General features: G+C 74.1%; 19 protein-coding genes. 12 read left to right on the forward strand and 7 right to left on the reverse strand.

Annotated elements, in window-relative coordinates; all coding sequences use genetic code 11:
- Nucleotides 1-92 precede the first annotated feature (92 nt).
- A complete protein-coding gene (pepN, locus tag D4B81_RS02035) occupies nucleotides 93-2,666 on the forward strand; it encodes an aminopeptidase N (protein ID WP_122260874.1) in 2,574 nt (857 codons plus the stop codon).
- A gap of 112 nt (nucleotides 2,667-2,778) precedes the next feature.
- Here the strand turns inward: pepN and malQ are convergent, their stop codons facing one another.
- A complete protein-coding gene (malQ, locus tag D4B81_RS02040; protein ID WP_122260875.1) occupies nucleotides 2,779-4,902 on the reverse strand; it encodes a 4-alpha-glucanotransferase in 2,124 nt (707 codons plus the stop codon).
- 117 nt (nucleotides 4,903-5,019) lie between these two features.
- Here malQ and D4B81_RS02045 point away from each other — a divergent pair, with 117 nt between their 5' ends.
- The 5 genes from D4B81_RS02045 to D4B81_RS02065 are packed head-to-tail and all read left to right on the forward strand — an operon-like array spanning nucleotide 5,020 to nucleotide 12,004.
- The gene (locus D4B81_RS02045) at nucleotides 5,020-5,925 is read left to right on the forward strand and encodes a mechanosensitive ion channel family protein (RefSeq protein WP_122260876.1); all 906 of its coding nucleotides are present in this window, start codon (nucleotides 5,020-5,022) and stop codon (nucleotides 5,923-5,925) included.
- A gap of 40 nt (nucleotides 5,926-5,965) precedes the next feature.
- On the forward strand, nucleotides 5,966-8,317 hold the full coding sequence (locus tag D4B81_RS02050; protein WP_161964960.1) for an RNA polymerase sigma factor: 2,352 nt from the start codon (nucleotides 5,966-5,968) through the stop codon (nucleotides 8,315-8,317).
- A 52-nt stretch (nucleotides 8,318-8,369) separates the two neighbouring features.
- Nucleotides 8,370-9,848 (forward strand): hypothetical protein, encoded by a 1,479-nt coding sequence (locus D4B81_RS02055; RefSeq protein WP_122260878.1) that lies wholly within the window; start codon nucleotides 8,370-8,372, stop codon nucleotides 9,846-9,848.
- 12 nt (nucleotides 9,849-9,860) lie between these two features.
- Complete coding sequence (locus D4B81_RS02060) at nucleotides 9,861-10,268, forward strand: globin (RefSeq protein ID WP_122260879.1); 408 nt, start codon at nucleotides 9,861-9,863, stop codon at nucleotides 10,266-10,268.
- 26 nt (nucleotides 10,269-10,294) lie between these two features.
- Nucleotides 10,295-12,004 (forward strand): glycoside hydrolase family 13 protein, encoded by a 1,710-nt coding sequence (locus D4B81_RS02065; RefSeq protein ID WP_122260880.1) that lies wholly within the window; start codon nucleotides 10,295-10,297, stop codon nucleotides 12,002-12,004.
- Nucleotides 12,005-12,020: 16 nt separating this feature from the next.
- On the opposite strand, the gene D4B81_RS02070 is transcribed toward D4B81_RS02065, so the two are convergent.
- Nucleotides 12,021-13,313 (reverse strand): hemolysin family protein, encoded by a 1,293-nt coding sequence (locus tag D4B81_RS02070; protein WP_122260881.1) that lies wholly within the window; start codon nucleotides 13,311-13,313, stop codon nucleotides 12,021-12,023.
- Between the two features lie 27 nt (nucleotides 13,314-13,340).
- The gene (locus tag D4B81_RS02075; protein ID WP_237565756.1) at nucleotides 13,341-14,660 is read right to left on the reverse strand and encodes an MFS transporter; all 1,320 of its coding nucleotides are present in this window, start codon (nucleotides 14,658-14,660) and stop codon (nucleotides 13,341-13,343) included.
- Between the two features lie 60 nt (nucleotides 14,661-14,720).
- Between D4B81_RS02075 and D4B81_RS02080 the strand changes: the two genes are divergently transcribed.
- The 3 genes from D4B81_RS02080 to D4B81_RS02090 all read left to right on the forward strand — a co-directional run bounded on the left by D4B81_RS02080 (nucleotide 14,721) and on the right by D4B81_RS02090 (nucleotide 16,942).
- On the forward strand, nucleotides 14,721-15,293 hold the full coding sequence (locus D4B81_RS02080; RefSeq protein ID WP_122260882.1) for a winged helix-turn-helix domain-containing protein: 573 nt from the start codon (nucleotides 14,721-14,723) through the stop codon (nucleotides 15,291-15,293).
- Between the two features lie 81 nt (nucleotides 15,294-15,374).
- Nucleotides 15,375-16,688 carry a S8 family serine peptidase gene (locus D4B81_RS02085; RefSeq protein WP_122260883.1) on the forward strand — a complete coding sequence of 438 codons (1,314 nt, stop codon included), beginning with the start codon at nucleotides 15,375-15,377 and terminating at the stop codon, nucleotides 16,686-16,688.
- Nucleotides 16,685-16,942, forward strand: a complete 258-nt coding sequence (locus tag D4B81_RS02090) for a ketohydroxyglutarate aldolase (RefSeq protein WP_122260884.1) — start codon at nucleotides 16,685-16,687, stop codon at nucleotides 16,940-16,942. The genes D4B81_RS02085 and D4B81_RS02090 overlap by 4 nt, the downstream gene beginning before the upstream one ends.
- Here D4B81_RS02090 and D4B81_RS02095 read toward each other — a convergent pair.
- On the reverse strand, nucleotides 16,926-17,279 hold the full coding sequence (locus D4B81_RS02095; protein ID WP_122260885.1) for a YbaY family lipoprotein: 354 nt from the start codon (nucleotides 17,277-17,279) through the stop codon (nucleotides 16,926-16,928). The two genes, D4B81_RS02090 and D4B81_RS02095, sit on opposite strands and share 17 nt — an antisense overlap.
- A 134-nt stretch (nucleotides 17,280-17,413) precedes the next feature.
- Here D4B81_RS02095 and D4B81_RS02100 point away from each other — a divergent pair, with 134 nt between their 5' ends.
- From D4B81_RS02100 to D4B81_RS02110, 3 genes are read left to right on the forward strand one after another with little or no spacing between them, the layout of a single operon-like run.
- The gene (locus D4B81_RS02100) at nucleotides 17,414-18,448 is read left to right on the forward strand and encodes a M12 family metallopeptidase (RefSeq protein ID WP_237565757.1); all 1,035 of its coding nucleotides are present in this window, start codon (nucleotides 17,414-17,416) and stop codon (nucleotides 18,446-18,448) included.
- A 17-nt stretch (nucleotides 18,449-18,465) separates the two neighbouring features.
- Nucleotides 18,466-18,681, forward strand: a complete 216-nt coding sequence (locus D4B81_RS02105; RefSeq protein WP_097186846.1) for a hypothetical protein — start codon at nucleotides 18,466-18,468, stop codon at nucleotides 18,679-18,681.
- Nucleotides 18,682-18,700: 19 nt separating this feature from the next.
- Nucleotides 18,701-19,051 carry a hypothetical protein gene (locus D4B81_RS02110; protein ID WP_122260886.1) on the forward strand — a complete coding sequence of 117 codons (351 nt, stop codon included), beginning with the start codon at nucleotides 18,701-18,703 and terminating at the stop codon, nucleotides 19,049-19,051.
- Nucleotides 19,052-19,116: 65 nt separating this feature from the next.
- Here D4B81_RS02110 and D4B81_RS02115 read toward each other — a convergent pair whose 3' ends face one another.
- The 3 genes from D4B81_RS02115 to D4B81_RS02125 all read right to left on the reverse strand — a co-directional run bounded on the left by D4B81_RS02115 (nucleotide 19,117) and on the right by D4B81_RS02125 (nucleotide 21,151).
- Nucleotides 19,117-19,866 (reverse strand): AfsR/SARP family transcriptional regulator, encoded by a 750-nt coding sequence (locus D4B81_RS02115; protein WP_161964961.1) that lies wholly within the window; start codon nucleotides 19,864-19,866, stop codon nucleotides 19,117-19,119.
- Nucleotides 19,867-20,027: 161 nt separating this feature from the next.
- Nucleotides 20,028-20,678, reverse strand: coding sequence for a DUF8185 domain-containing protein (locus D4B81_RS02120; RefSeq protein ID WP_122260888.1), 651 nt, complete (start codon nucleotides 20,676-20,678; stop codon nucleotides 20,028-20,030).
- A complete protein-coding gene (locus D4B81_RS02125; RefSeq protein ID WP_122260889.1) occupies nucleotides 20,675-21,151 on the reverse strand; it encodes an acyl-CoA thioesterase in 477 nt (158 codons plus the stop codon). Before D4B81_RS02125 ends, D4B81_RS02120 begins: the two co-directional genes overlap by 4 nt.
- Nucleotides 21,152-21,164 lie beyond the last annotated feature (13 nt).

Genomic DNA, 21,164 nt, shown 5'->3' on the forward strand with positions numbered 1-21,164 from the left:
CCCGGCTCCACGACATACCCTGGACCGCGGCGCGCCCGCGTGCGCGCGCCCCGACGACTGCAGACCGGACCCCAGCCCCAGGAGGCACCCGCATGCCCGGCACGAACCTGACCCGCGACGAGGCGACGCAGCGTTCGCAGCTCCTCGCGACACAGTCCTACGACGTCGCGCTGGACCTGACGCAGGGGGCGGAGACGTTCGGCACGCGCAGCACCGTGCGGTTCACCTGCGCGGAGCCCGGTGCGAGCTCGTGGATCGACTTCGTCGGGCCCTCCGTCCGCTCCGTCCTCCTCAACGGTCGACAGCTCGACCCCGCCGAGGTGGTCGCGGACGGGCGCATCGCGCTGACCGACCTGGCCGGCGAGAACGAGCTGACCGTGGAGGCCACCGGGGCCTACATGAACACCGGGGAGGGCCTGCACCGGTTCGTCGACCCGGCGGACGGCGAGGTCTACCTCTACACCCAGTTCGAGGTCCCGGACAGCCGGCGCATGTATGCCGTGTTCGAGCAGCCCGACCTCAAGGCGACGTTCACCTTCTCGGTGACGGCCCCGGCCCACTGGCAGGTCATCTCCAACGAGCCGACCCCCGAGCCGGAGCCGGCCCCGGACGCCGCGAACGTGGACGGCGGCGACGTCGCGCTGTGGCGCTTCCCGAGCACCCCGCGGATCTCCTCCTACATCACCGCGCTCGTCGCCGGGCCCTACGACGTCGTGCGCGACTCGGTCACCACCCGGGCCGGGGAGGTGCCGCTGGGGGTCTTCTGCCGCCGCAGCCTGCGTCCCTACCTCGACGCGGACAACATCCTCGACGTGACGAAGAAGGGTTTCGCCTTCTTCGAGGAGGAGTTCGACCAGGCCTACCCGTTCACCAAGTACGACCAGATCTTCACTCCCGAGTACAACATGGGGGCGATGGAGAACGCCGGGTGCGTGACCATCGTCGAGAACTACGTCTTCCGGTCCAAGGTCACCGAGGCCATCGTCGAGCGGCGCGCGCTGACGATCCTGCACGAGCTGGCCCACATGTGGTTCGGCGACCTCGTGACGATGCGCTGGTGGGACGACCTGTGGCTCAACGAGTCGTTCGCCGAGTGGAGCTCGACCGCCTGCCAGGCCGAGGCGACCGAGTGGAAGGACGCCTGGACGACCTTCGGGACGGCCGAGAAGGCCTGGGCCTACCGCCAGGACCAGCTCTCCTCCACCCACCCGGTGGCGGCCGACATGGTCGACCTCGCCGCGGTGGAGGTGAACTTCGACGGCATCACCTACGCCAAGGGCGCCTCGGTTCTCAAGCAGCTCGTGGCCTACGTCGGTCGCGAGCCGTTCCGCGACGGGCTGAGGGCGTACTTCCACAAGCACGCGTGGGGCAACACCACGCTGGCCGACCTGCTCGCCGAGCTGGAGACGACGTCCGGACGGGACCTGTCGCAGTGGTCGCAGGTCTGGCTCGAGACGGCCGGGGTCAACACTCTGGCGCCCGAGGTCGAGGTCGCCGAGGACGGCACGATCTCCTCGCTGGCGGTCGTGCAGACGGCGCCGGGGTCGCACCCGACCCTCCGTCCGCACCGGCTCGCTGTCGGAGCCTACGAGCTCGAGGGCGGTGCCCTCCGGCGGGTGCGGCGCGTCGAGCTGGACGTCGACGGGGAGCGCACCGAGGTGGCCGAGCTGGTCGGCACGCCGATGCCCGCGCTGCTGCTCGTCAACGACGACGACCTCGCCTACGCCAAGATCCGGCTGGACGAGCGGTCGCTGGCGACGGCGCTGCAGCACATCCGCTCCTTCGACGACTCGCTGGCGAGGGCGCTGGTGCTCGGGGCCGCCTGGGACATGACCCGCGACGGGGAGATGCCGGCCACCGACTACGTGCGGCTCGTGCTCACCGCGCTGCCCGGCGAGACCGACTCGACCCTCCTGCGGGTCCTCGTCCAGCAGGTCACGAGCGCGGCCCTGACCTACACCGCCCCGGCGCACCGCGCGGGGGTCGTGGCCGAGCTGACGGCCGGCCTGCGGTCGGCGTCCGAGGGTGCGGCGGCGGGCAGCGACGCGCAGCTGCAGCTGGTCACCGCGTTCGCCGCGCTGGCCCGCTCGGAGGCGGACGTCGCGCTGGTGCGCGGCCTGCTCACCGGGGACGAGGTGCTCGAGGGGCTCACCGTCGACCAGGACATGCGGTGGACGCTGCTCAACTCGCTGGCGGCCGCCGGGGCGGCGGACGAGCCCGAGATCGCCGCCGAGCAGGAGCGGGACAACACGGCCACCGGCCGGGAGAAGGCCGCCCGGGCCCATGCCGTACGGCCGACCGCCGAGGCGCGGGAGGCCGCGTGGGTGTCCGCGGTGGAGAAGGACGGGCTGTCGAACGCGGTGCTCGCCGCCACGGCGCTCGGTTTCGGCTGGGCGCCGCACGACGCCGCGCTCCTCGAGCCGTACGTGGACCGCTACCACCAGGTGATCGAGAAGGTCTGGGACGAGCGCACCCACCACATCGCCGAGTCGCTGGCCGTCGGGTTCTACCCGCTGGCCGTCGCCTCCCCGGAGCTGCTGGAGGCCTCCGAGCGGTGGCTCGCCGACCACCCCGACGTGTCCAACTCGCTGCGCCGCACGGTCGCCGAGAACCGGGACGCCGTCGCACGTGCCCTCAAGGCCCAGGCGGTCGACGCCGCACGCTGACCACCCGGCCGGGCGCGACCCGCCCAGGTGAGTGGGTCGTGCCCGTTCCGCAGGGGTATGCCGCGCACGGCCCACTCAGGTGAGCGGGCCGTGCCCGCCGACTCCCGACCTGTCAGTCGGGGGCGACCGCGCGGGCCAGGCGGCGGGCGGAGCGCCAGGTGAACAGCTCCTCCAGGAGCACGCGCTCGCCGTCCGGGCCGGCGAGGGGGACCCGCCAGTTGGGGTACTCCTCGTCGGTGCCCGGCTGGTTGATCACCCGCTTGTCACCGGCCAGGTCGCTGACGCTCACCCCGATGAGCTTGGCCGGCGTGCGCGTCAGGAACGCGTGCAGCGCCTCGACCTGCTCCAGGACGCTCGCCCCCTCGCGCAGCAGGCCGCGCCGGCGCAGGTCCGCCAGCACCTCCTGGCGCGAGCTCTCGTCCTCGGCCAGCTCCTCCTCCAGGGACCGCTCCAGCAGCCCGAGACGGTGGCGCAGGTCGATGTGCACACCCTCGAGGTAGCCCGCGGTGGGCGGCAGGTCGTGGGTCGTGACGGTGGCCAGGCACAGCTCCCGCCAGTCCTCGGGGTCGAGCAGCCCCCCGTCACCGTCCCAGTCACGCTCGAACCACAGGATCGAGGTACCCATGACACCGCGCTCGCGCAGGTAGTCCCGCACCCACGGCTCGACCGTGCCGAGGTCCTCCCCGATGACCACGGCCCCCGCGCGGTGCGCCTCGAGCAGCAGGATCCCGATCATCGCGTCGTGGTCGTAGCGCACGTACGTGCCCTGGAACGGCTTGAGCCCCTGCGGGATCCACCACAGCCGGAACAACCCGATCACGTGGTCCACGCGCAGCCCGCCGCTGTCCCGGAGCGCGGCGCGCACCATGTCCCGGTAGGGCGCGTAGCCCAGCTCGGCCAGCTTGTCCGGGCGCCACGGCGGCTGGCTCCAGTCCTGGCCCATCTGGTTGTACTGGTCGGCCGGAGCCCCCACGGTCACGCCCCGCGCCAGGGCGTCGCCCAGCCCCCATGCGTCCGCGCCGTCGGGATGCACGCCGACGGCCAGGTCGGAGACGATCCCGATCGACATCCCCGTGTCGACGAGGTCGCGCTGCACCCGGGCGAGCTGCTCGTCGAGGATCCACTGCAGCCAGCAGTGGAACTCCACCTCCTCCGACCACTTCTCCCGGAACGACTCGACCGCCGCGCTCCGCGGGTCCTGCAGCTCCACCGGCCACTGCCCCCACCAGGAGCCGTGCACCTGGCACAGCGAGCACCAGGTGGCGAAGTCGACCAGGCCCTGCCCCTCGCGCTCCACGAAGGCGTGGAAGGCGCGGTCGCGCCGCAGCGAGCGCCGCTGCCGGAAGATCATCCGCAGCGCGGCCTCCTTGGCCATCCACACCGCGTCCCGCTCGAGGAACTCCAGGTCGAGGTAGCGCTTGGCGTCGTCGGAGTGCCACTCCACCAGCTGACGCTCGGCCGCCGAGAGGTAACCGACCTCGGGCACGTCCTCGACCCGGATGTACAGCGGCGAGACGAACCGTCGGCTCGTCGGCAGGTAGGGCGAGGGCTCGATCGGCGGCACCGGCTCCGCCGCGTGCAGCGGGTTGACCAGGACGAAGTCCGCGCCGAGCCCCGCAGCCCAGGCACCGGCGTCACCGAGGTCCGCGAGGTCGCCCATCCCCCACGACTCGGCGGAGCGCATGGCGTAGAGCTGCGTCATCAGACCCCAGCTCTGCGCCCCGTCGGCGGTCAGGCCCTCCGGGAGCGCCAGCGTGCCCGGGGTGACGACGAGCGGCATCCGGTGGACCTGCCCGCCGCAGGTCACCTCGACCGCGTGCCACCCCAGCGGCAGCTCCTCGCCCAGGTCCAGGTGGACGCGGGCCACGGTGGTCCCGTCGACGTCGCGGTCCTCGCGCGGCCTGGCCAGGGCCCCGAGGTCGAGCGCCGTCCCGTCCTCGAGCACCACCCGGGCGGAGAAGGCGTCGCCCTCCGCGACGTGCACCGCCACCTCGGGCCGCTCCCCCTCGACCGCCACGGCGAACGGGGGCAGCACCCCGCGCCAGGGCCGCTCCTCCACCTCCGCGAGCGCCGCCTCGACCTGATCCGGGGTCCCCGCCTCGACGCCGAGGGCGCCCAGCACGGCCAGCACGGTCTCGGACGGCACCTCGGTGTGCCGACCCTGCCAGTCCCAGAACTCGGTGGCCACGCCGTACGCTGCGGCGAGCTCGGTCAGGCGGGGGGTCAGAGCGGTCACGAGGAGGACCTTTCGCAAAGCGGTCGGGGGCGGGCGCGGGGAGGGACGCCGACCATTTTGACAGGCCGCGCGGCCGCGTCCAGCATCCCGCCCGCGCGAGCCTGGACAATGGCGGGTATGCCGCGCCTCACCACCCCCTTCACGAGCTGGGACAGCACGGTCGACTGGCTCCTGGGCCCTCCCCTGCGCATCGTCCTCATCGTCGTCGGCGCCCTGCTGATCCGGTGGGTCGTCCACCGGGCCGTCCGGACGGTCGTCGACAACGCCGTGGAGCGGGCCGACGACCACGAGCGTTCCAGCTTCGAGCGGATGCTGGCGCGGGCCACCGGGGTGGCCGCCGAGCGGCGCCGCCAGCGCGCGCTGACCATGGGCTCCCTCCTGCGCAGCGTCACCACCTTCGTCATCGCCACGGTCGCGCTGCTCACCGTCATGGCCGAGCTGGGGCTGCCGCTGGCGCCGCTGCTCGCCTCGGCGGGCGTCGGCGGCGTGGCGCTGGGGTTCGGCGCCCAGTCCCTCGTCAAGGACTTCCTCTCCGGGATCTTCATGATCATCGAGGACCAGTACGGCGTCGGCGACGTGATCGACACCGGGGAGGCGACGGGGACGGTGGAGGAGGTCACCCTGCGGGTCACCCGGCTGCGGGACGCCAGCGGGGTGGTGTGGTTCATCCGCAACGGCGAGATCATCCGCATCGGCAACCGCAGCCAGGGCTGGGCGATGGCGACCATCGACATCCCGGTCGCCTCGGACGAGAACCCGGAGCGCGTCATCGCGATCCTCCGCGAGATCGTCGAGGAGGTCCACGCGGAGGAGACCTGGGCGACCTCGCTCCTGGAGGTGCCGACCGTGGCGGGCGTCGAGTCGGTCACCGGCGGCACCATGACGGTGCGCATCTTCGCCAAGACCCGTCCGGGCGAGCAGTACGCCGTCCCGCGCGAGGTGCGCGAGCGCGCCATCCGAGCCTTCGAGAAGGCCGGGATCCGCGGTCCGGTGGTGGCGCCCTTCCCGGGGCCGAGGACCTAGGCTCCGGCCGCCGGCGCCGCCGGGGTGACACGATGGGTGCATGACAGGGGTGTCGGTCACGCAGGCGTCGGGGGAGGCGCTCGTGCGGGCCCATGGCCCCGCCCTGCAGCGGACGGCGGTGATGCTCACCGGTCAGCCCGCCGTGGCGGAGGCCCTCGTGGCCGAGGTTCTCCAGGGCGCGGCCGGCCCCCGCCCCCCTGCGCTCGAGGAGCTCCGCCGACGGCTGGTGCGGGCGCACCGGCGCAGCGGGAGGACCGGCGCACGGGACCGCCTGGCCGTGACCGACGCACCCTCGGACGTCGGCGACCTGCTGCACGACCTCCCGCCCCGGCAGCGCGCCGCGTTGGTCCTCCACCTCACCGAGGACGTGCCGCTCGGCGACGCGGCACGCACGGCCCGGGTGCCCGAGCGACGCGTGCGCCGCCTCGTCGAGACCGTGCCGGAGCTCGGCGAGGCCCTCCGCGCGGTCGCCGACCGGCACGCCCGCCCGGACCACGAGGTGGTCCGGGCCCTCCTCGACCGGCTCCCGACGGACGCGACGACGGTGGGGAGGGCGACGCCATACCCCAGCAGCCGGCTGCGGCACCCGCGCCGGTGGCTGGCCGGCGCGACCGCCGTGGCCGTGCTCGGCGCCGGCACGGTCGCCGCGCTGACCTGGCCGCAGGACCCGCCGGAGACGCCCGGGGGTGGTGCGACGCCTCACCTCCCGCCGGGCACCGGCCCGGCGCCGCCGGACCTCGTCCTGGACGAGGAGGGCGACCCGCCGCGCAGCGCCGAGGGGCTGCGGCTGGCCGACATCCTGACCATCGACTACCGGCACCCCCGGGACCCGCTCGACCTGAGCGGCTTCGCGGGCGCCTCCGGCTACGCCCGGTGGGGCGTGCTGTGGTGCGACCTGCCCGCCGTCGACGACGACCACCTCGTCGTCCCCGAGCTCACGCTCGACCTCGACGGCGGACCGGTGGTGCTGGCCTGCACGGGCCGGACCACGACCCCCAGCCCCACCCGCCTGACCGCGCTTCCGATCGGCCTGGCGGGCGACGTCCCGGTGGCGTGGAGCGGTGACCTGCCGGGCCGGGGCACGGCGACCCTGGCCGTCTACGGGGAGACCGACCCCTGGTCGGTGACCCGCCGGCAGGGCACCCAGCCGGAACCTCCCGTGGCCGACGGATCCGCGGCCGTCACCGCGGCCGACGTCGTCATGCAGGGCTGGGAGGGCCCGGTGCACGCGCGCGTGGTGGAGGTGGGGCACGACAGCACCCTGACCGTGTGGGCCGGCTCGTCCGCCGCCCTGGGCGTCGTCGTGGACGACGTCCGCCTCACCGACGACGGCGACCTCCGGGCGAGGTACCTCAACCCGCCGCCCGCCCTGTGGCGCACCCAGGACCCCTCGCTGCGCGAGGGCAGGTGGGTCGTCGGCACCCCGGACCAGGCGCGGACCTTCCCGCTGCCCGACGCCCTCCGGCCGCCCCCGGGCGAGCGCCGCGAGGTCACCGTGACGGCGGCGCTCTCCCCGCCGGACGCGACGGCCCGCTGGCAGGTCCAGGTCAGCGACTCCACGCCGCGGGCGACGCCCGGGCCCGACCTGGCCCTGCGACCCGGACGCGCCGGCGACGGCGCCGTCGACCCCGGCTCCGGTCCCGAGCAGATCGGCGGCGTCCGCCTCGCCGGCTCCTGGCAGGTCCCTCAGGACGGCGTCCCGCACCCGGTGGAGGCGCCGGCGGGGGACCTCACGAAGCTGGTGGTCGCCGCACCCGGGGGCACTGGCGAGGACGTCTTCGACGAGCTGGGGCTGGGATCCGTCACGCTGGGCGGGCGGGCGACCCTCTTCCCCACCGGGTCGGGGATCGCCGAGCACCTGGCCTGGGGGCTCGGGCCGTGGCAGGTCACCGGTGCGCCCGGGCCCGGCGGTCCGCTCCCCGACGACGCGCTGACCCTCCGCCTGCCCGCCGTCCCCGGCCACCCTCCCGCCGCCGTCCTGGCCTACCTGCCGGTGCCCTACGAGGACTTCGACATGTCCGGGGCCCCGTTGCTGCCCACCTCGTGGAGGGTGGGCGAGCCCTCGCCCATGGGTGGCCACGGCACCGGCGGACCGTCCCCCGTGGCGGTGCCCGAGCGCCGACCCGACGGCACCTTCCTGCTCGAGGGGCGCCACCAGGGCGCGGGGACGACCCTGGAGGTCACGACCCGGGGGCGGGGGCGCCTACGGGTGCTGGCGGACGGCGAACCGCTGACCCACCTCGCGCCCGCGCACGACGGCTGGTGGTCGACCTGGACCGACGCCCACGTGGTCTCCAGGGTCGACGTCTGGACCGAGCGCTCCGGCGTCGAGCTCGTCGTCGAGGTGGAGGGCTGGGAGGAGGGGTTCGAGCTGGCCGTCCTGAGGTGGTGAGCGCCGGACGAGCCGTCGCCCTGGGGCCGTGCGTGCGGAGGCATACTGAGGTATGGCGAGCCCGTCGCCGCACGCACGGGGCGCCGGGCACCACGGCGGGCGCCCGGGGCCGCCCCTGGCACGCTCGCTCCTCGTCCTGGCCGGCATGCTCATCCTGGCCCTGGCCCTGGGGCTGGTGGCGGCTCCCGACGACCCGGCCCCCGAGACGGTGGGGCTGACCCAGCCGGGCCCCCACCTCGGGCTGGAGCTCGTCGGCCGCGGCTGGATCCTGGGGAACGACGGCACGCCGCCGGTCGGCGTCGACGGGATGCGCCTGACGGACACGGTGGAGATCGGTTACGAGGAGCCCACCGGCTGGCTGCGGCTCGGAGCGGGGTGGAGCACGGGGGGCACGCGGTGGGGGGTGCTGTGGTGCGACCTGCCGGAGCTGGCGGACCCGGCGGTGCGGTCGCCGGCCCTCACCCTCACCTTCGACGAGGGAGACGTCTCGCTGCCGTGCGCGGCCCGGGACGGCACCCCCGCGGTGACCCGGCTGACCCCCCTCCCGCCCGCGGGTCCGGAGGACCACCCCACGCCGGAGCACGAGTGGGAGGGCGACCTGCCGCGCGAGGGGGGAGCCACGCTGGGCATCTACCTCGAGCTCTACGGCGCACCGCTGCGCACCGGGCGGGTCCTGCCGCCGCCCCCTCCCGCCCCGGCTGCGGTCGCCCTGGACTCCACGACCATCCCCGTCCGTCATGGCGGGCGCTCGGTCCGGGTGGCCATGGTGGAGCTGACGGCGGGCTCACGGCTGGAGCTGTGGGCCGGCGGGCCGGGGCTGCTGCGGGTCTCCGTCGACGGCCGCGTCGTCACCGACGACGGTGACCTCGCCGACGAGCCGGACTGGGCCGACCAGGACCCCGACCTGCGGGACGGCTTCTGGCACGCCGGGCGCGAGGGAGCGACGCGGACGCTCGAGCTTCCCCCGGACGTCCTCCCCCCGGACGAGGGGGCGCGCACCGTCGTCGTCTCGGTCGGCGAGGATGCCGCCCTCCCCGGGGCCTGGTCCGTCCACGTCACGCCGGGCACCCCCGTCGAACCCCGGGGCGCCGCCCTGCCGACGCCGCTCCCGGTCGACCTGCCCGACATCCCGGGCATGACCGCGGCCGCCGCCTGGCAGGTGCCGGGCGACGGGCACCCGCACGACCTGCCCGTGCCCGACCTCGCCGCGGCTGCGTCCGCGGAGGGGTCCGCCGCGACCCCGGTGGACCCCTGGAGCTGGAAGTACGTCGTCGTCTCCGACGACCCCCGGCCCGGCGTCCCCGCCACCCTCCTCTCGGCCGACCGGGGCCGGGCGTTCCCGCGGGTGGGCACCGACGCCCTCACCGCGGGCACCGAGCTCCCCGAGGCCGTCCTGCGCCAGCGTGACCAGGCGCGCCCGGCCGGCGAGCGGTCGGGTCGGCTGGCCGTGACCCTGGCGCCGGTGCCGGACCAGCCCCTGCTGCAGGTCCTCGCCTTCCGCCCGGACGACGTCCCCGACGCGCAGCCCTGAGACACTGGGGCGGTGAGCTCCCCTCTCCCCGACAGCGGCCCGACCTTCTACGAACGCGTCGGCGGCCACGAGACCTTCGTGATCCTGGTGCGCGAGTTCTACCGCGGCGTCGCCACCGACGAACCCCTCAAGGCGCTCTACCCGGAGGCCGACCTCGGCCCGGCCGAGGTCCGCCTGCGGATGTTCCTCGAGCAGTACTGGGGCGGCCCCACCACCTACTCCGAGCAGCGCGGCCACCCGCGCCTGCGCATGCGCCACGTCCCGTACAAGGTCACGCCCGACCAGCGCGACCGGTGGCTGCGGCACATGAACGCCGCCATCGACACCATCTCCGACCGCCTGGACTCCCTGGACGAGCACCAGATGCGGGCCTACATGGCGCACGCCGCCCAGGCGATGGTCAACGCGTTCGAGGACTGAGCGCGCACGACATACCCTGGTCTCCCGTGACTCCCGCGACCCCTCACGGACCCCTCTCGCACGACGCCCCCTGGTGGCGGCACGCCGTGATCTACCAGGTCTACCCGCGCAGTTTCGCCGACGGCGACGGCGACGGCGTCGGCGACCTCCCGGGGATCACCTCCCGGCTCCCGCACCTGGCCGACCTGGGGGTCGACGCGCTCTGGCTGAGCCCGTTCTACGTCTCCCCCATGGCGGACGCGGGGTATGACGTCGCGGACTACCGCGACGTCGACCCCCTCCTCGGGTCGCTGGCGGACGCGGACGCCCTCCTGTCCCGCGCCCGGGAGCTCGGCATCCGGGTCATCGTCGACCTCGTGCCCAACCACACCAGCGACGAGCACCGGTGGTTCCAGGACGCGCTGGCGGCCGGCTCGGGCTCGCCGGAGCGTGCGCGCTACCACTTCCGCGAGGGCACCGGGCCGGACGGCGCACTCCCGCCGAACAACTGGCGGTCGGTGTTCGGCGGCCCGGCGTGGACGCGGGTGAGCGAGCCGGACGGGACGGCCGGCCAGTGGTACCTGCACCTCTTCGACGACAAGCAGCCCGACCTGAACTGGGAGCACCCGGAGGTCGTGGCGGAGTTCCTGGACATCCTGCGGTTCTGGCTGGACCGGGGGGTGGCCGGTTTCCGCGTCGACGTGGCGCACTCGCTCGTCAAGGACCCGCAGATGCCGGACTGGGACGAGCGGGCGGTGATGGCCGGGAGCGAGGGCGAGGCGGCCCACGCCAACCTCGGGCCGATGTGGGACCAGGAGGGGGTCCACGAGATCTACCGCGGCTGGCGGGCACTGCTCGACACCTACAACCCCGAGGGTGACCCGCGCGAGGACCGCATCCTGTGCGCCGAGGCATGGCTGCCGACCCAGGAACGCACCGCGCGCTACGCCCGGCCGGACGAGATGCACCAGGCGTTCAACTTCCACTTCCTCGAGTGCGCCTGGCGGGCGGAGGACCTGCGCGCGGTCGTGGACGAGTCGCTCGCGGCGGCGGACGCGGTCGGCGCGCCGACGACCTGGGTGCTCTCCAACCACGACGTGGTCCGCCACGCCTCGCGGCTGGGCCTGCCGGTCGGGGCGCGCCGCCCCAACGGCATCGGTCCCGCGAGCCGTCAGCCCAACGCCGACCTGGGACTGCGCAGGGCCCGTGCGGCGACCGCGCTGATGCTCGCCCTGCCCGGGTCGGCCTACCTCTACAACGGGGAGGAGCTGGGGCTCCCCGACGCCACCGCGCTGCCCGACCACGTGCGGCAGGACCCGGCGTTCCTGCGCACCGGGGGCGAGGAGATCGGCCGGGACGGGTGTCGGGTGCCGCTGCCCTGGGAGGCGGACCGGCCCAGCTACGGCTTCGGCACGCCGGAGGGCGTCGGCACCTGGCTCCCCCAACCGCTGGGCTACGGGCCGCTGGCTGCCGACCGGCAGCGCGGTGTCCCTGGGTCGACGCTCGAGCTCTACCGGACGATGCTGCACCTGCGCCGTACCCACGACCTCGGGGTGGGTGGTCTGACCTGGGCCGAGGGCTACGGCGAGGACGTGGTCGCGTTCGTCAACGCCCGTGAGGACGGCCCCCCGGTCACGGTCCTCACGAACCTGGGTGCCGGGCCGGTGTGCGTCCCGGACGGCGCCGAGGTGCTGGTCGCCAGCGGGCCGCTCGTGGGCCGGGGTGTCCCGACGGACACCACCGTCTGGCTGGTCTGACGCCTCCCGGGGCGGGTCAGCCCGGCTCGCGCGTGACCTCGATCTCGCGGATCCGCATACCCTCCATCGCCACCACCCGCAGCCGCACGCCCGGGACCTCGACCTCGTCCCCGACCTCGGCGACGCGGCCGAGGCGGTCGAGGACGAGGCCCGCCACGGTCTCGTAGCCGCCGTGGGGAAGGCGGACCTCCAGCGCGTCCTCGAGCTCCTCGACGATGAGCCCGCCGGAGACCCGGGCGGTGCCCCCCTCGCGGACGAGCGAGTCCTCCGGGTCGGGGTCGGTGTCGTACTCGTCGTAGATCTCGCCGACCAGCTCCTCGACGAGGTCCTCGATCGTCACGATGCCCTCCGTGCCCCCGTGCTCGTCGACGACGAGCGCCAGGTGCTGCTGGCCGTCGCGCAGCAGCTTCAGCGTCGGCAGCACCGCGTTGGTCACCGGCAGCGCGGTGATCTCCCGTACGAGGTCGCCCACCCGCACCTCGGCCCGCAGGGCGTCGTCGATGGTCAGGAGGTCCCGCACGTGCACGAACCCGAGCACGTCGTCGACGGTCTCGCCGAGGACCGGGTAACGGCTGTGCGAGGACGTGCGGAGGAAGTCCTCGAGCTCCTCGACCGTCTGCTCAGCACGGACGAACTGCACGTCGGGCCGGGGGCGCAGCACGTCCCCCAGGGTGCGCTCCGAGGCCCGGAACACGTCCGCCAGGATCTGCCGGCTGTAGGGGCGCAGGTCGCGGTTGTCCTCGACGACCCGTCGCAGCTCCTCGATCGACATCTTCTCGTTGGTCGCCTCCGGGTCGCCGCCGAGCAGCCGCACGACCGCGTTCGTCGACACCGACAGCAGCCAGATCACCGGTCGCAGCGCGGTGGCGAAGACTCCCAGGGGCGGCGCGAGCAGGCGCGTGAAGCCCGTCGAGCGTTGCATCGCCAGCCGCTTGGGCACCAGCTCGCCGAGCACGAGCGAGAGGTAGGCGATGGCCAGCGTCATCGCCACCAGCGCCATCGGCCCGGCCAGCCCTTCGTCGGTCCCCAGCGACTCCAGCCACCGGGACACGTACGGCGCGAGCGTCGCACCCCCGAACGCGGAGGAGAAGAAGCCGGCGACCGTCACCCCCACCTGCACCGCCGACAGGAACCGGTTGGGGTCCCGCACGAGCCGCGCGATCCGTTGCCCGCGCGCGCCGGACCGCTCGATGTCGTCGACCTGGCTGGGGCGCAGCGACACGATGGCCATCTCGGTCGCCGCGAACACCCCGCCCACCAGGACGAAGACCAGCACGAGCGCGATGTTGGACAGCAGGGTCGGGTCCATACGGCAGGGTAGGGCGACCGTGCGGGGTCAGGGGCGCGGGTGCGCGTCCTCCTGGTCCGGCTCGGGCTCAGCCTCGGCCGGTGCGCCGAGGGCGTCCAGCTCGCGGGGCAGGGTGCGCATCCCGAGCAGGGGGGACAGGACCACGGGGAGCGCCGCGAGCAGGGAGAGCCCGGCGAAGACCCACATCGTGGGGACGACACCCAGCTCGCGACCGCTGAGCCCGCCCAGGAAGGCACCGACCGGCATCGGCCCCCAGACGAGGAACCGGATCGAGGCGTTCATCCGGCCCAGCAGCGGCTTGGGGCAGAGCCGCTGCCGGAAGCTGACCTGGGCGATGTTGTAGACGACCACCGACCAGGAGATGAGGAAGCCGCCGACGACCAGCGTCGGCACCGCGGGCAGGACGCTGGCCAGCGGGGTGCTCAGCATCGCGACGCCGCTCACGACGGCGGACAGCGGGATGGCGCGCCCCTCCCCCACCAGCCGGGCGAACCGCTCCGAGGACACCGCACCGAGCAGCCCGCCCACGGCGCTGACCGACATGACCAGGCCCAGCGTCGTCTCGGACAGCCCGAGCGTGCGGATCGCGTAGAGCACGAAGAGGGCGAACACCGCCGAGGAGGCCAGGTTGGTCAACCCGGTGCAGGCGACGATCCGGCGCAGCAGCCGGTGGCCGAGCACGAACGCCATACCCTCCCTGATCTCGGTCGCCAGCGGGCGGCGCTGCGCCGGGTCCGGGGTCTCCTCGCGGTGCCGGATCCGGCTGACGAACAATGCCGACAGCGCCATGCACACGGCGGTCACCGCGATCGTCAGGGGCGAGCCCAGGGCACGCACGAGAGCGGCGGCCGCGGCAGGCCCGGCGACCATCGCGGTCTGCTGGCTGGCCTGCAGCTTGCCGTTGCCCTCGCTGATCTGGTCGCCGACGACGAGCTCCGGCAGGTAGGACTGGTTGGCGACGTCGAAGAACACGGTGATGCACCCGACGGCGAACGCGATGACGTACACCTGCTCCATCGTCAGCGCGTCGAGGAGCCAGGCGACGGGCAGGGTGAGCAGCAGGACCGCCCGCAGCAGGTCCCCGAGGACGATGACCACCTTCTTGCGCCAGCGGTCCACCCACGCCCCGGCGGGCAGGCTGATGAGCAGGAACGCCAGCGTCTCGAGGGTCGCCAGCAGCCCCATCTCGAAGGCGCCGGCGCCCAGCAGCTGGACGGCCATCAGAGGCAGCGCGAACCCGACGAACTGCATCCCGAAGACAGAGACCGTGTCGCCCATCCACAGCTGGCGGAAGTCGTGGTGGCGGAGGAGGCTGGGCCGCGTGGCGGCCGGCGGGGAGGTGCTCACCCGACGATGGTGCGACAAGTGATTGGGCTTTGTCAATCACTGTCATGGCACACTGCAGGTATGTCGTCCGCCGTCACCCCCGCGGAACCTGCCGACCCGCCCCCGGGCAGCACTCCGCCACCTGTGCGGGACCACCTGCGAAGGGAGGCCACCGACGCCGAGGCGAGGGCGCTGGCGTCCGGGCTGCGGCTGCGGATCCTGCGCCTCACCCTGGACGAGCCGCTGAGCAACCGGGAGATCGCCGAGGCTCTGCGCCTCAACCCCGCCACCGTCCTGCACCACGTCCGCACCCTCGTCGACACGGGTTTCCTCGAGGCGCAGGAGCCCCGCCGCGGGCGACGCGGTGCCCGGGAGATCCCCTACCGGGCCACCGGCAAGTCCTGGTACCTCAGCTCCCCGCTCGGCGCCAGCTCCCTCGTCGAGGCCTTTCTCACCGAGCTCCAGGCGGTGCCGGAGGAGCAGCGCGACCTGGTCCGGCTGGGCCTGCGGCTGCCGCCGGCGGAGATGGAGGAGTTCCGGTCCCGGCTCGCCGACCTCGTCCAGGAGTTCCACGACCGTCCGCGCGACCCGACGGCCGAGCCGTGGTCGTTCTTCGCGGCCGTGCACCCGGACACCAGCCAGCGCAGGCCGTGACGCTGCGGTGACGCTGGGCTGCTGGGCTGGTAGACACGCCGTCCGCTCGGACGGACGGCCCCGACCGAGAGGGGAAGCACCATGATCGAGTCTGGACCGGCCCCGGAGATCGTCCTGACCGAGCACGGCCCGAGCCTGACGACGCCGCCGCAGACCACCGGGCGGTTCGTCGTGGTGCTCGCGGAGGGCGCCGGCGCCCCGGCCCAGATCCTCCTCGACGCCGCGGGGGTCGGGGTGAGGCCCTCCGCGGAGATGGGGGACGGGGACGAGACGGTCTCCGAGGACACCGTGTTCGAGGAGCTGGGCATCGCCGTGGTGTCCGCCGACCCCGACCAGCTGGGGGCCCTGCAGACGGCGGCCGCGACCGACGGCACCATCCTCTCGGTGTCGCCGGAGCTCATCCACCACGTGATGGCGGACGACTACGTCCGCGGCTACGCGGACGGGGTCGCCGACCTCGCGCACCGGCTCGGCGTGCCACCCTCCGACCGTCCGGCCGCCGGGCCCGGCACGGCGCCGGCGGCCCCGCGCGTCCCCATCTTCCGGGACACCGCCGACCACACCTGGGGGGTGGAGGCCGTCGAGGCGCACCTGTCCGACTTCTCCGGCCAGGGGGTGGCCGTCGCCGTCCTGGACACCGGCTTCGACTCGGGACACCCGGACTTCGCCGGCCGCTCGGTCACCGTCCGCTCCTTCGTGCCCGGGGAGTCCGCGCAGGACGGCCACGGTCACGGCACGCACTGCATCGGCACGGCCCTGGGTCCGGTCGCCCCGGCCGGCGGCCCCAGGTATGGCGTCGCGCACCGCGCGGACATCTTCGCGGGGAAGGTGCTCAGCAACGGGGGCTCCGGCAGCGACGCCGGCATCCTGGCCGGCATCGAGTGGGCCATCCGGTCCGGCTGCGCGATCGTCTCGATGTCCCTCGGTGCGGACGTGCCCCGGATCCACCCGCCCTACGTCGCCGCCGGTCGGCGGGCTCTGGACAAGGGCGTGCTGATCATCGCCGCCGCGGGCAACAACGCGCAGCGGCTCCAGCACAACTACGGGTTCGTGGGCACGCCGGCGAACAGCCCCTCGGTCCTGGCCGTGGGGGCGCTGACCCAGCAGCTGGACGTCGCGTACTTCTCGGCGAGGACGCTGACGACGGTCAGGGGCGGCCAGGTCGACCTCGCGGGGCCCGGCTACCAGGTCTACTCCTCCTGGCCCATGCCGACGCGCTACCGCACCATCAGCGGCACCAGCATGGCGACCCCGCACGTGGCGGGGGTCGCGGCGTTGTGGGCGGAGGCGACGGGCTTCCGCGGCCGCGAGCTGTGGGCCACGCTGGTGGAGCACAGCCTCCGCCTGGCGGCCCCGTCGCTGGACGTGGGGTCAGGGCTGGCGACCTCCCCGTGACCTCCCGGCGGGTGACGGTGACCGTCGACGACGGGCACGTGGACGCCGTGCTGGACGTGGCGGCCGAGCTCGCCCGTCGGGGCATGACCGTGGAGTCGGTGCTGCAGGCTCTGGGCGTCGTCACCGGCACCGCGGACCACCCTGAGGAGCTGCGGGACGTGCCGGGCGTGCTGTCGGTCGACGCCGAGCAGGACGTCCGGCTCGCCCCGCCCGGCGCGGACGTGCAGGCGGCCGAGGTCAGCCCAGACGGGTGAGCGGGACCTCCACCAACCGGTCCTCGTGGGCCGGGCCGACCTCCACGTGCGAGGTCGTGAGCAGGTCGCCGGCGCTGACGTCACCGGACCCGTCGAGGTCGGCGTGGGCGAAGATCGCCCAGGTGGCGTGCGGGTCGAGGACCGCGGGCAGGGTCAGGTCGACGACGAGCCCGTCGGACCCGGGTCGGTCCTCGTCGCCCTGCAGCACGACGACGTGCTCGTCGAGGACGGTCGCGGCGGCATCGGCCCGGCCCACGTCGAGCAGCCGCACCGTCACGGTCGTCCCGGGCGCCACCTCGGTCCCGGGGGGGACCAGCAGCCGTGCCGTCACGCTCATGAGCCCCTCTTCCGGTCGTCGTCGACCAGCATCGACGCTGCGCGGACGGCCGTCAAGGGCGGTGACGGTCGTGTGACGGTGCCGTGACGAGAGGCTCCTAGCGTCGGGCCACGGACTCACAAGGGAGGTGGATCGTGACCGACGACCCGCAGGACCAGCTCGAGCTGGACAACACCGGTCTGCTCAGCGGCGACACCGTCAGGACGGGCTTCGTCCAGCTGACGACCGGGGAGATCAAGGCTCTCCAGTACACCGTGGTGGGCGACCGGGCGGTGTTCGAGGGCGACATCGTCCTCGGCACCGTCGAGGAGATGGACAAGGATGCCGCCCTGCTCGCCCAGCAGGCCAGCGACGACGGCGACGTGGTGACGCACGGCGTCGGTATCACCGGGCAGCAGTACCGCTGGCCCAACGCCCTGATGCCGTACGAGATCGACGGCGGCGTCACCAACGGCGAGGCGCGAGTGGCGGCGGCCATCGCGCACTGGGAGGCGAACACCAACCTCCGGTTCGTGCGCCGCACGGCAGCGAACGCGTCCCAGTACCCCAACTACGTCCGGGTCATCCGCGGCGACGGGTGCTGGTCCTACGTCGGCATGCGCGGCGGCCGGCAGGACCTCAGTCTCGCGGACGGGTGCAGCTTCGGCCCGGCCGTGCACGAGTTCGGGCACGCGTGGGGCCTGTGGCACGAGCAGTCCCGCGAGGACCGGGACAGCTTCGTCACGATCCACTGGGAGAACATCCAGGCGGGGACGGAGCACAACTTCAACCAGCACATCTCCGACGGCGACGACATCGGGGCCTACGACTACGGCTCGATCATGCACTACGGAAGCTTCGCCTTCTCCAAGAACAACCAGCGCACGATCACGCCGAAGCAGGCGGTCACCATCGGTCAGCGCAACGGCCTGTCCCCCGGGGACATCTCCGCGGCGCACCACATGTACCTGACCTGGCACTCGAACAAGGCCGTGGCCCAGGTGTACGCCACCCACCACAGCCGCAACGCCTGGGCGAACCTCGCGGGCATGGGCTGGAGACGGGTCCACCCCGACGCCCCCGACGGCGTGACCAACGTCTTCGCCCAGCTGGTGTGGGCGAGGGCGATGAACCAGAACGTGACGGTCCTCGCGGACGGCAGCAGCATCTACCAGGCATACCAGCACTGATCGAAGGAGAAGGAACCATGTGGACCCTCATCAACCAGACCTACAGCTCCCACCACGGGCAGAACGCCTGGGCCAGCCTGGCCACGAACAACACCGGGTACCGCAAGATCGGGCCCAACGCGGCGGACGGGGTCACGAACGTCTTCCTCATGCTGGTCGCCGCCCGTGCGACGAACAAGCAGGCGTTCGTCGTCACGGACGCCCAGAACCTCATCACCGCGGTCTACCTGTGAGCCCCGGGAGGCGAGTGCTGTGAACAACGACATCACGGTCACCGTGACGGTGGCGGACCGCCGCGCCGGCTCGTCGGGGAGCGGTGGCGCCGGCTCCGCCGGCGGGTCGGGCGGGGACAGCCCGGCCCCCCAGGAGGTGGGCCAGGCGCCCGGTGCCGACGACGCCGGCACCACCGCGGACGCCCCGGGCCCGATGAGCCTGGACGACCTCGGCAGCGGCGGGACCGCCGCCTCCGCAGGCTCCTCGTCCGAGGCCCCCGCGCCCGACCCGGCGCTGGGGGGCACCTCCAGCTCCGACGGCGGTGCCACGGCGCCCGGCCCGGACGACGTCGGCGCCCCCGACGGCGAGGACGAGCCCGAGGAGGAGTAGCTCGGCCCCGGGGCCCGGCCCCGCACCGCGCCGCGAGGCGTCCGGTGCGGGGCCTGCCCGTGCCGTCAGCGCGTGCCGGACGGCACCAGGTGCAGCAGCCCCCGTGACGGGGCCAGGCCCAGCTCACGTCGCAGCAGCGAGCCGAAGGTCAGCACCTCACGGCGGGCCTCGACGACGTTGCCCTCGGCCAGGTGGGCCTCGACGAGCCGACGCCGGGCCGTCTCCCGCAGCGGTTCCACGTCGACGGCGAGGAGGGCGGCCTCGATGGCCTCCCCGAACCGCCCCACGGCGGTGAGGCGGGCCGAGAGGATCTCCAGCGCGTGCAGGGCGTGCTGCCGCAGCCTCTCCCGCTCGACGACGATCCACTCCTCGTCCCACCCCGGGAGGAGGTCGACGACCTCCGGGTGCCACCACGACACGGTCAGGTCCTCGGCCGCGGGCCGCCCGGCCGACAGACGCTCGGCCAGCCGGTGGATGTGCTCGACGTCGGTGCCGACACCCGGGCAGAGGCGGACGGTGGCCTTGTCAGCCGTGAGCGCCTCCACCCCGGCCGCCCGCAGCCGCCACAGGACCGACCGGAGGTTGCCGGCCGCGCGGTCCTCCGGCACGTCCGGCCACAGCAGCGCGGCGACGCGTCGTCGTGGCGTGCGCCCCCCGTGCAGGGAGACGTAGGCGAGCACGCGGCCGGCGCAGTCGGAGACCTCCCGGACCGCCGGACCCTGCGCGACGTACGGGCCACCGAGGAGGTGCACCACCGGCACCCCGCCGACCCGCGCGAGCACCCCCGGCTCCGCCCGCCCCGCCGCTGCAGTCATGACGTCGACCATCCCGACCCCTCCGCACGTTGCCGGACCACCCCGAGTGCGTCGGAGGAGCGGGTCTCCCCGGCGCGTGGTCTCGATGCCCACGATAGGACGACGGCCGGACGGGTGCGATAGGCAATTCTGCCTATTGCGCGCACGCCCTGCCGTCGGGGTCAACGGGAGAGCACGTGCCCCGCCGGGAGACTGACACGGGTCCAGACACCGCTGCGGTGCACGGTCGCGACCCGACCGTCCCCCGGGCGCGCGAAGCCCAGCGCACGTGCGGCGAGGCCCGCGCCCGCGGGCGCGCCGGCCCCTGCCTCACGGGCCCACACCCGCGAGCGCAGCATGCCGACGGCGGCCGCGCCGGACCCCGGCGGGACTCCCTGCGCCACCTCGGCGATGCCCTCCTCGGCCGCGGCGAGCAGGGCGCTCGTCGCCACCTCGCCCACGTGCTCCCAGCCGCTGCGCGGGGGCGTGACGGCCGCCCACTGCGGCGAGGCCTCGGTCGGGGGGACCGGCAGCGTCGTCCCGGCGTCCCCGGTCGCCGCCCGACGGGCGAAGCGGTCGCTCAGTCCGGCCAGGGGGACCGTGACGTCGAGCTCGTCCGCCCCCGCCAGCGCCATCGTCCGTAGGCCCAGGACCAGCCCCGACCGCATCATCCCCTGGCCGGGCACCACGCACACCCAGGCCGCGAGGACTCCCCCGCCGGCCTGGAGACGGATCGCGCCGTCGTCGTCGAGCGTGCGCGCCCGCGCGACGTAGGTGGCCAGGTCGGCGACCCCCTCGCCGTCCGCGAACGTCAGGGACCGACCCTCGTTCACGGGCGCCCCTCCCTGCGGTCACCGCGCAGGTGCGGAGCGGGCCCCGAGACGCGCTGCAGCGCAGCCTGTTCGCTCGGCCCCAGCCTCCTGGGCCGCCGTGCGTCCAGGTCGTAGGCGACCAGGGTGACCCGGGCCCGCGCGTAGACGGTGTCGTCCTCCTCCGGCCCGCACACGGCATACCCGAGCCCGAAGCTGGCAGCCCCGATGCCGCTGCACCACACCGCGACCCGTGCCGGCGAGTAGGTGAACTCGAGCGGCAGCAGGTAGTCGATCGCCTGGGACACCACGAGCATCCCCTCGTCGATGAGGTCACGCTCCTGGCCGAACCAGTCCTTGAACGCGTAGACGCGCGCCTCCTCGAGGTAGCGCAGGTACTGCACGTTGTTGACGTGCGCGTAGGCGTCCATGTCGGACCACCGCACCGTGATCGGGTAGACCGTGGCGGTGTCGGGCACGTCCGGCAGCGTGTTCATGCGCCCCATTGTC

It is taken from the genome of Ornithinimicrobium cerasi (genome assembly GCF_003702705.1).
Classification (GTDB): domain Bacteria; phylum Actinomycetota; class Actinomycetes; order Actinomycetales; family Dermatophilaceae; genus Ornithinicoccus; species Ornithinicoccus cerasi.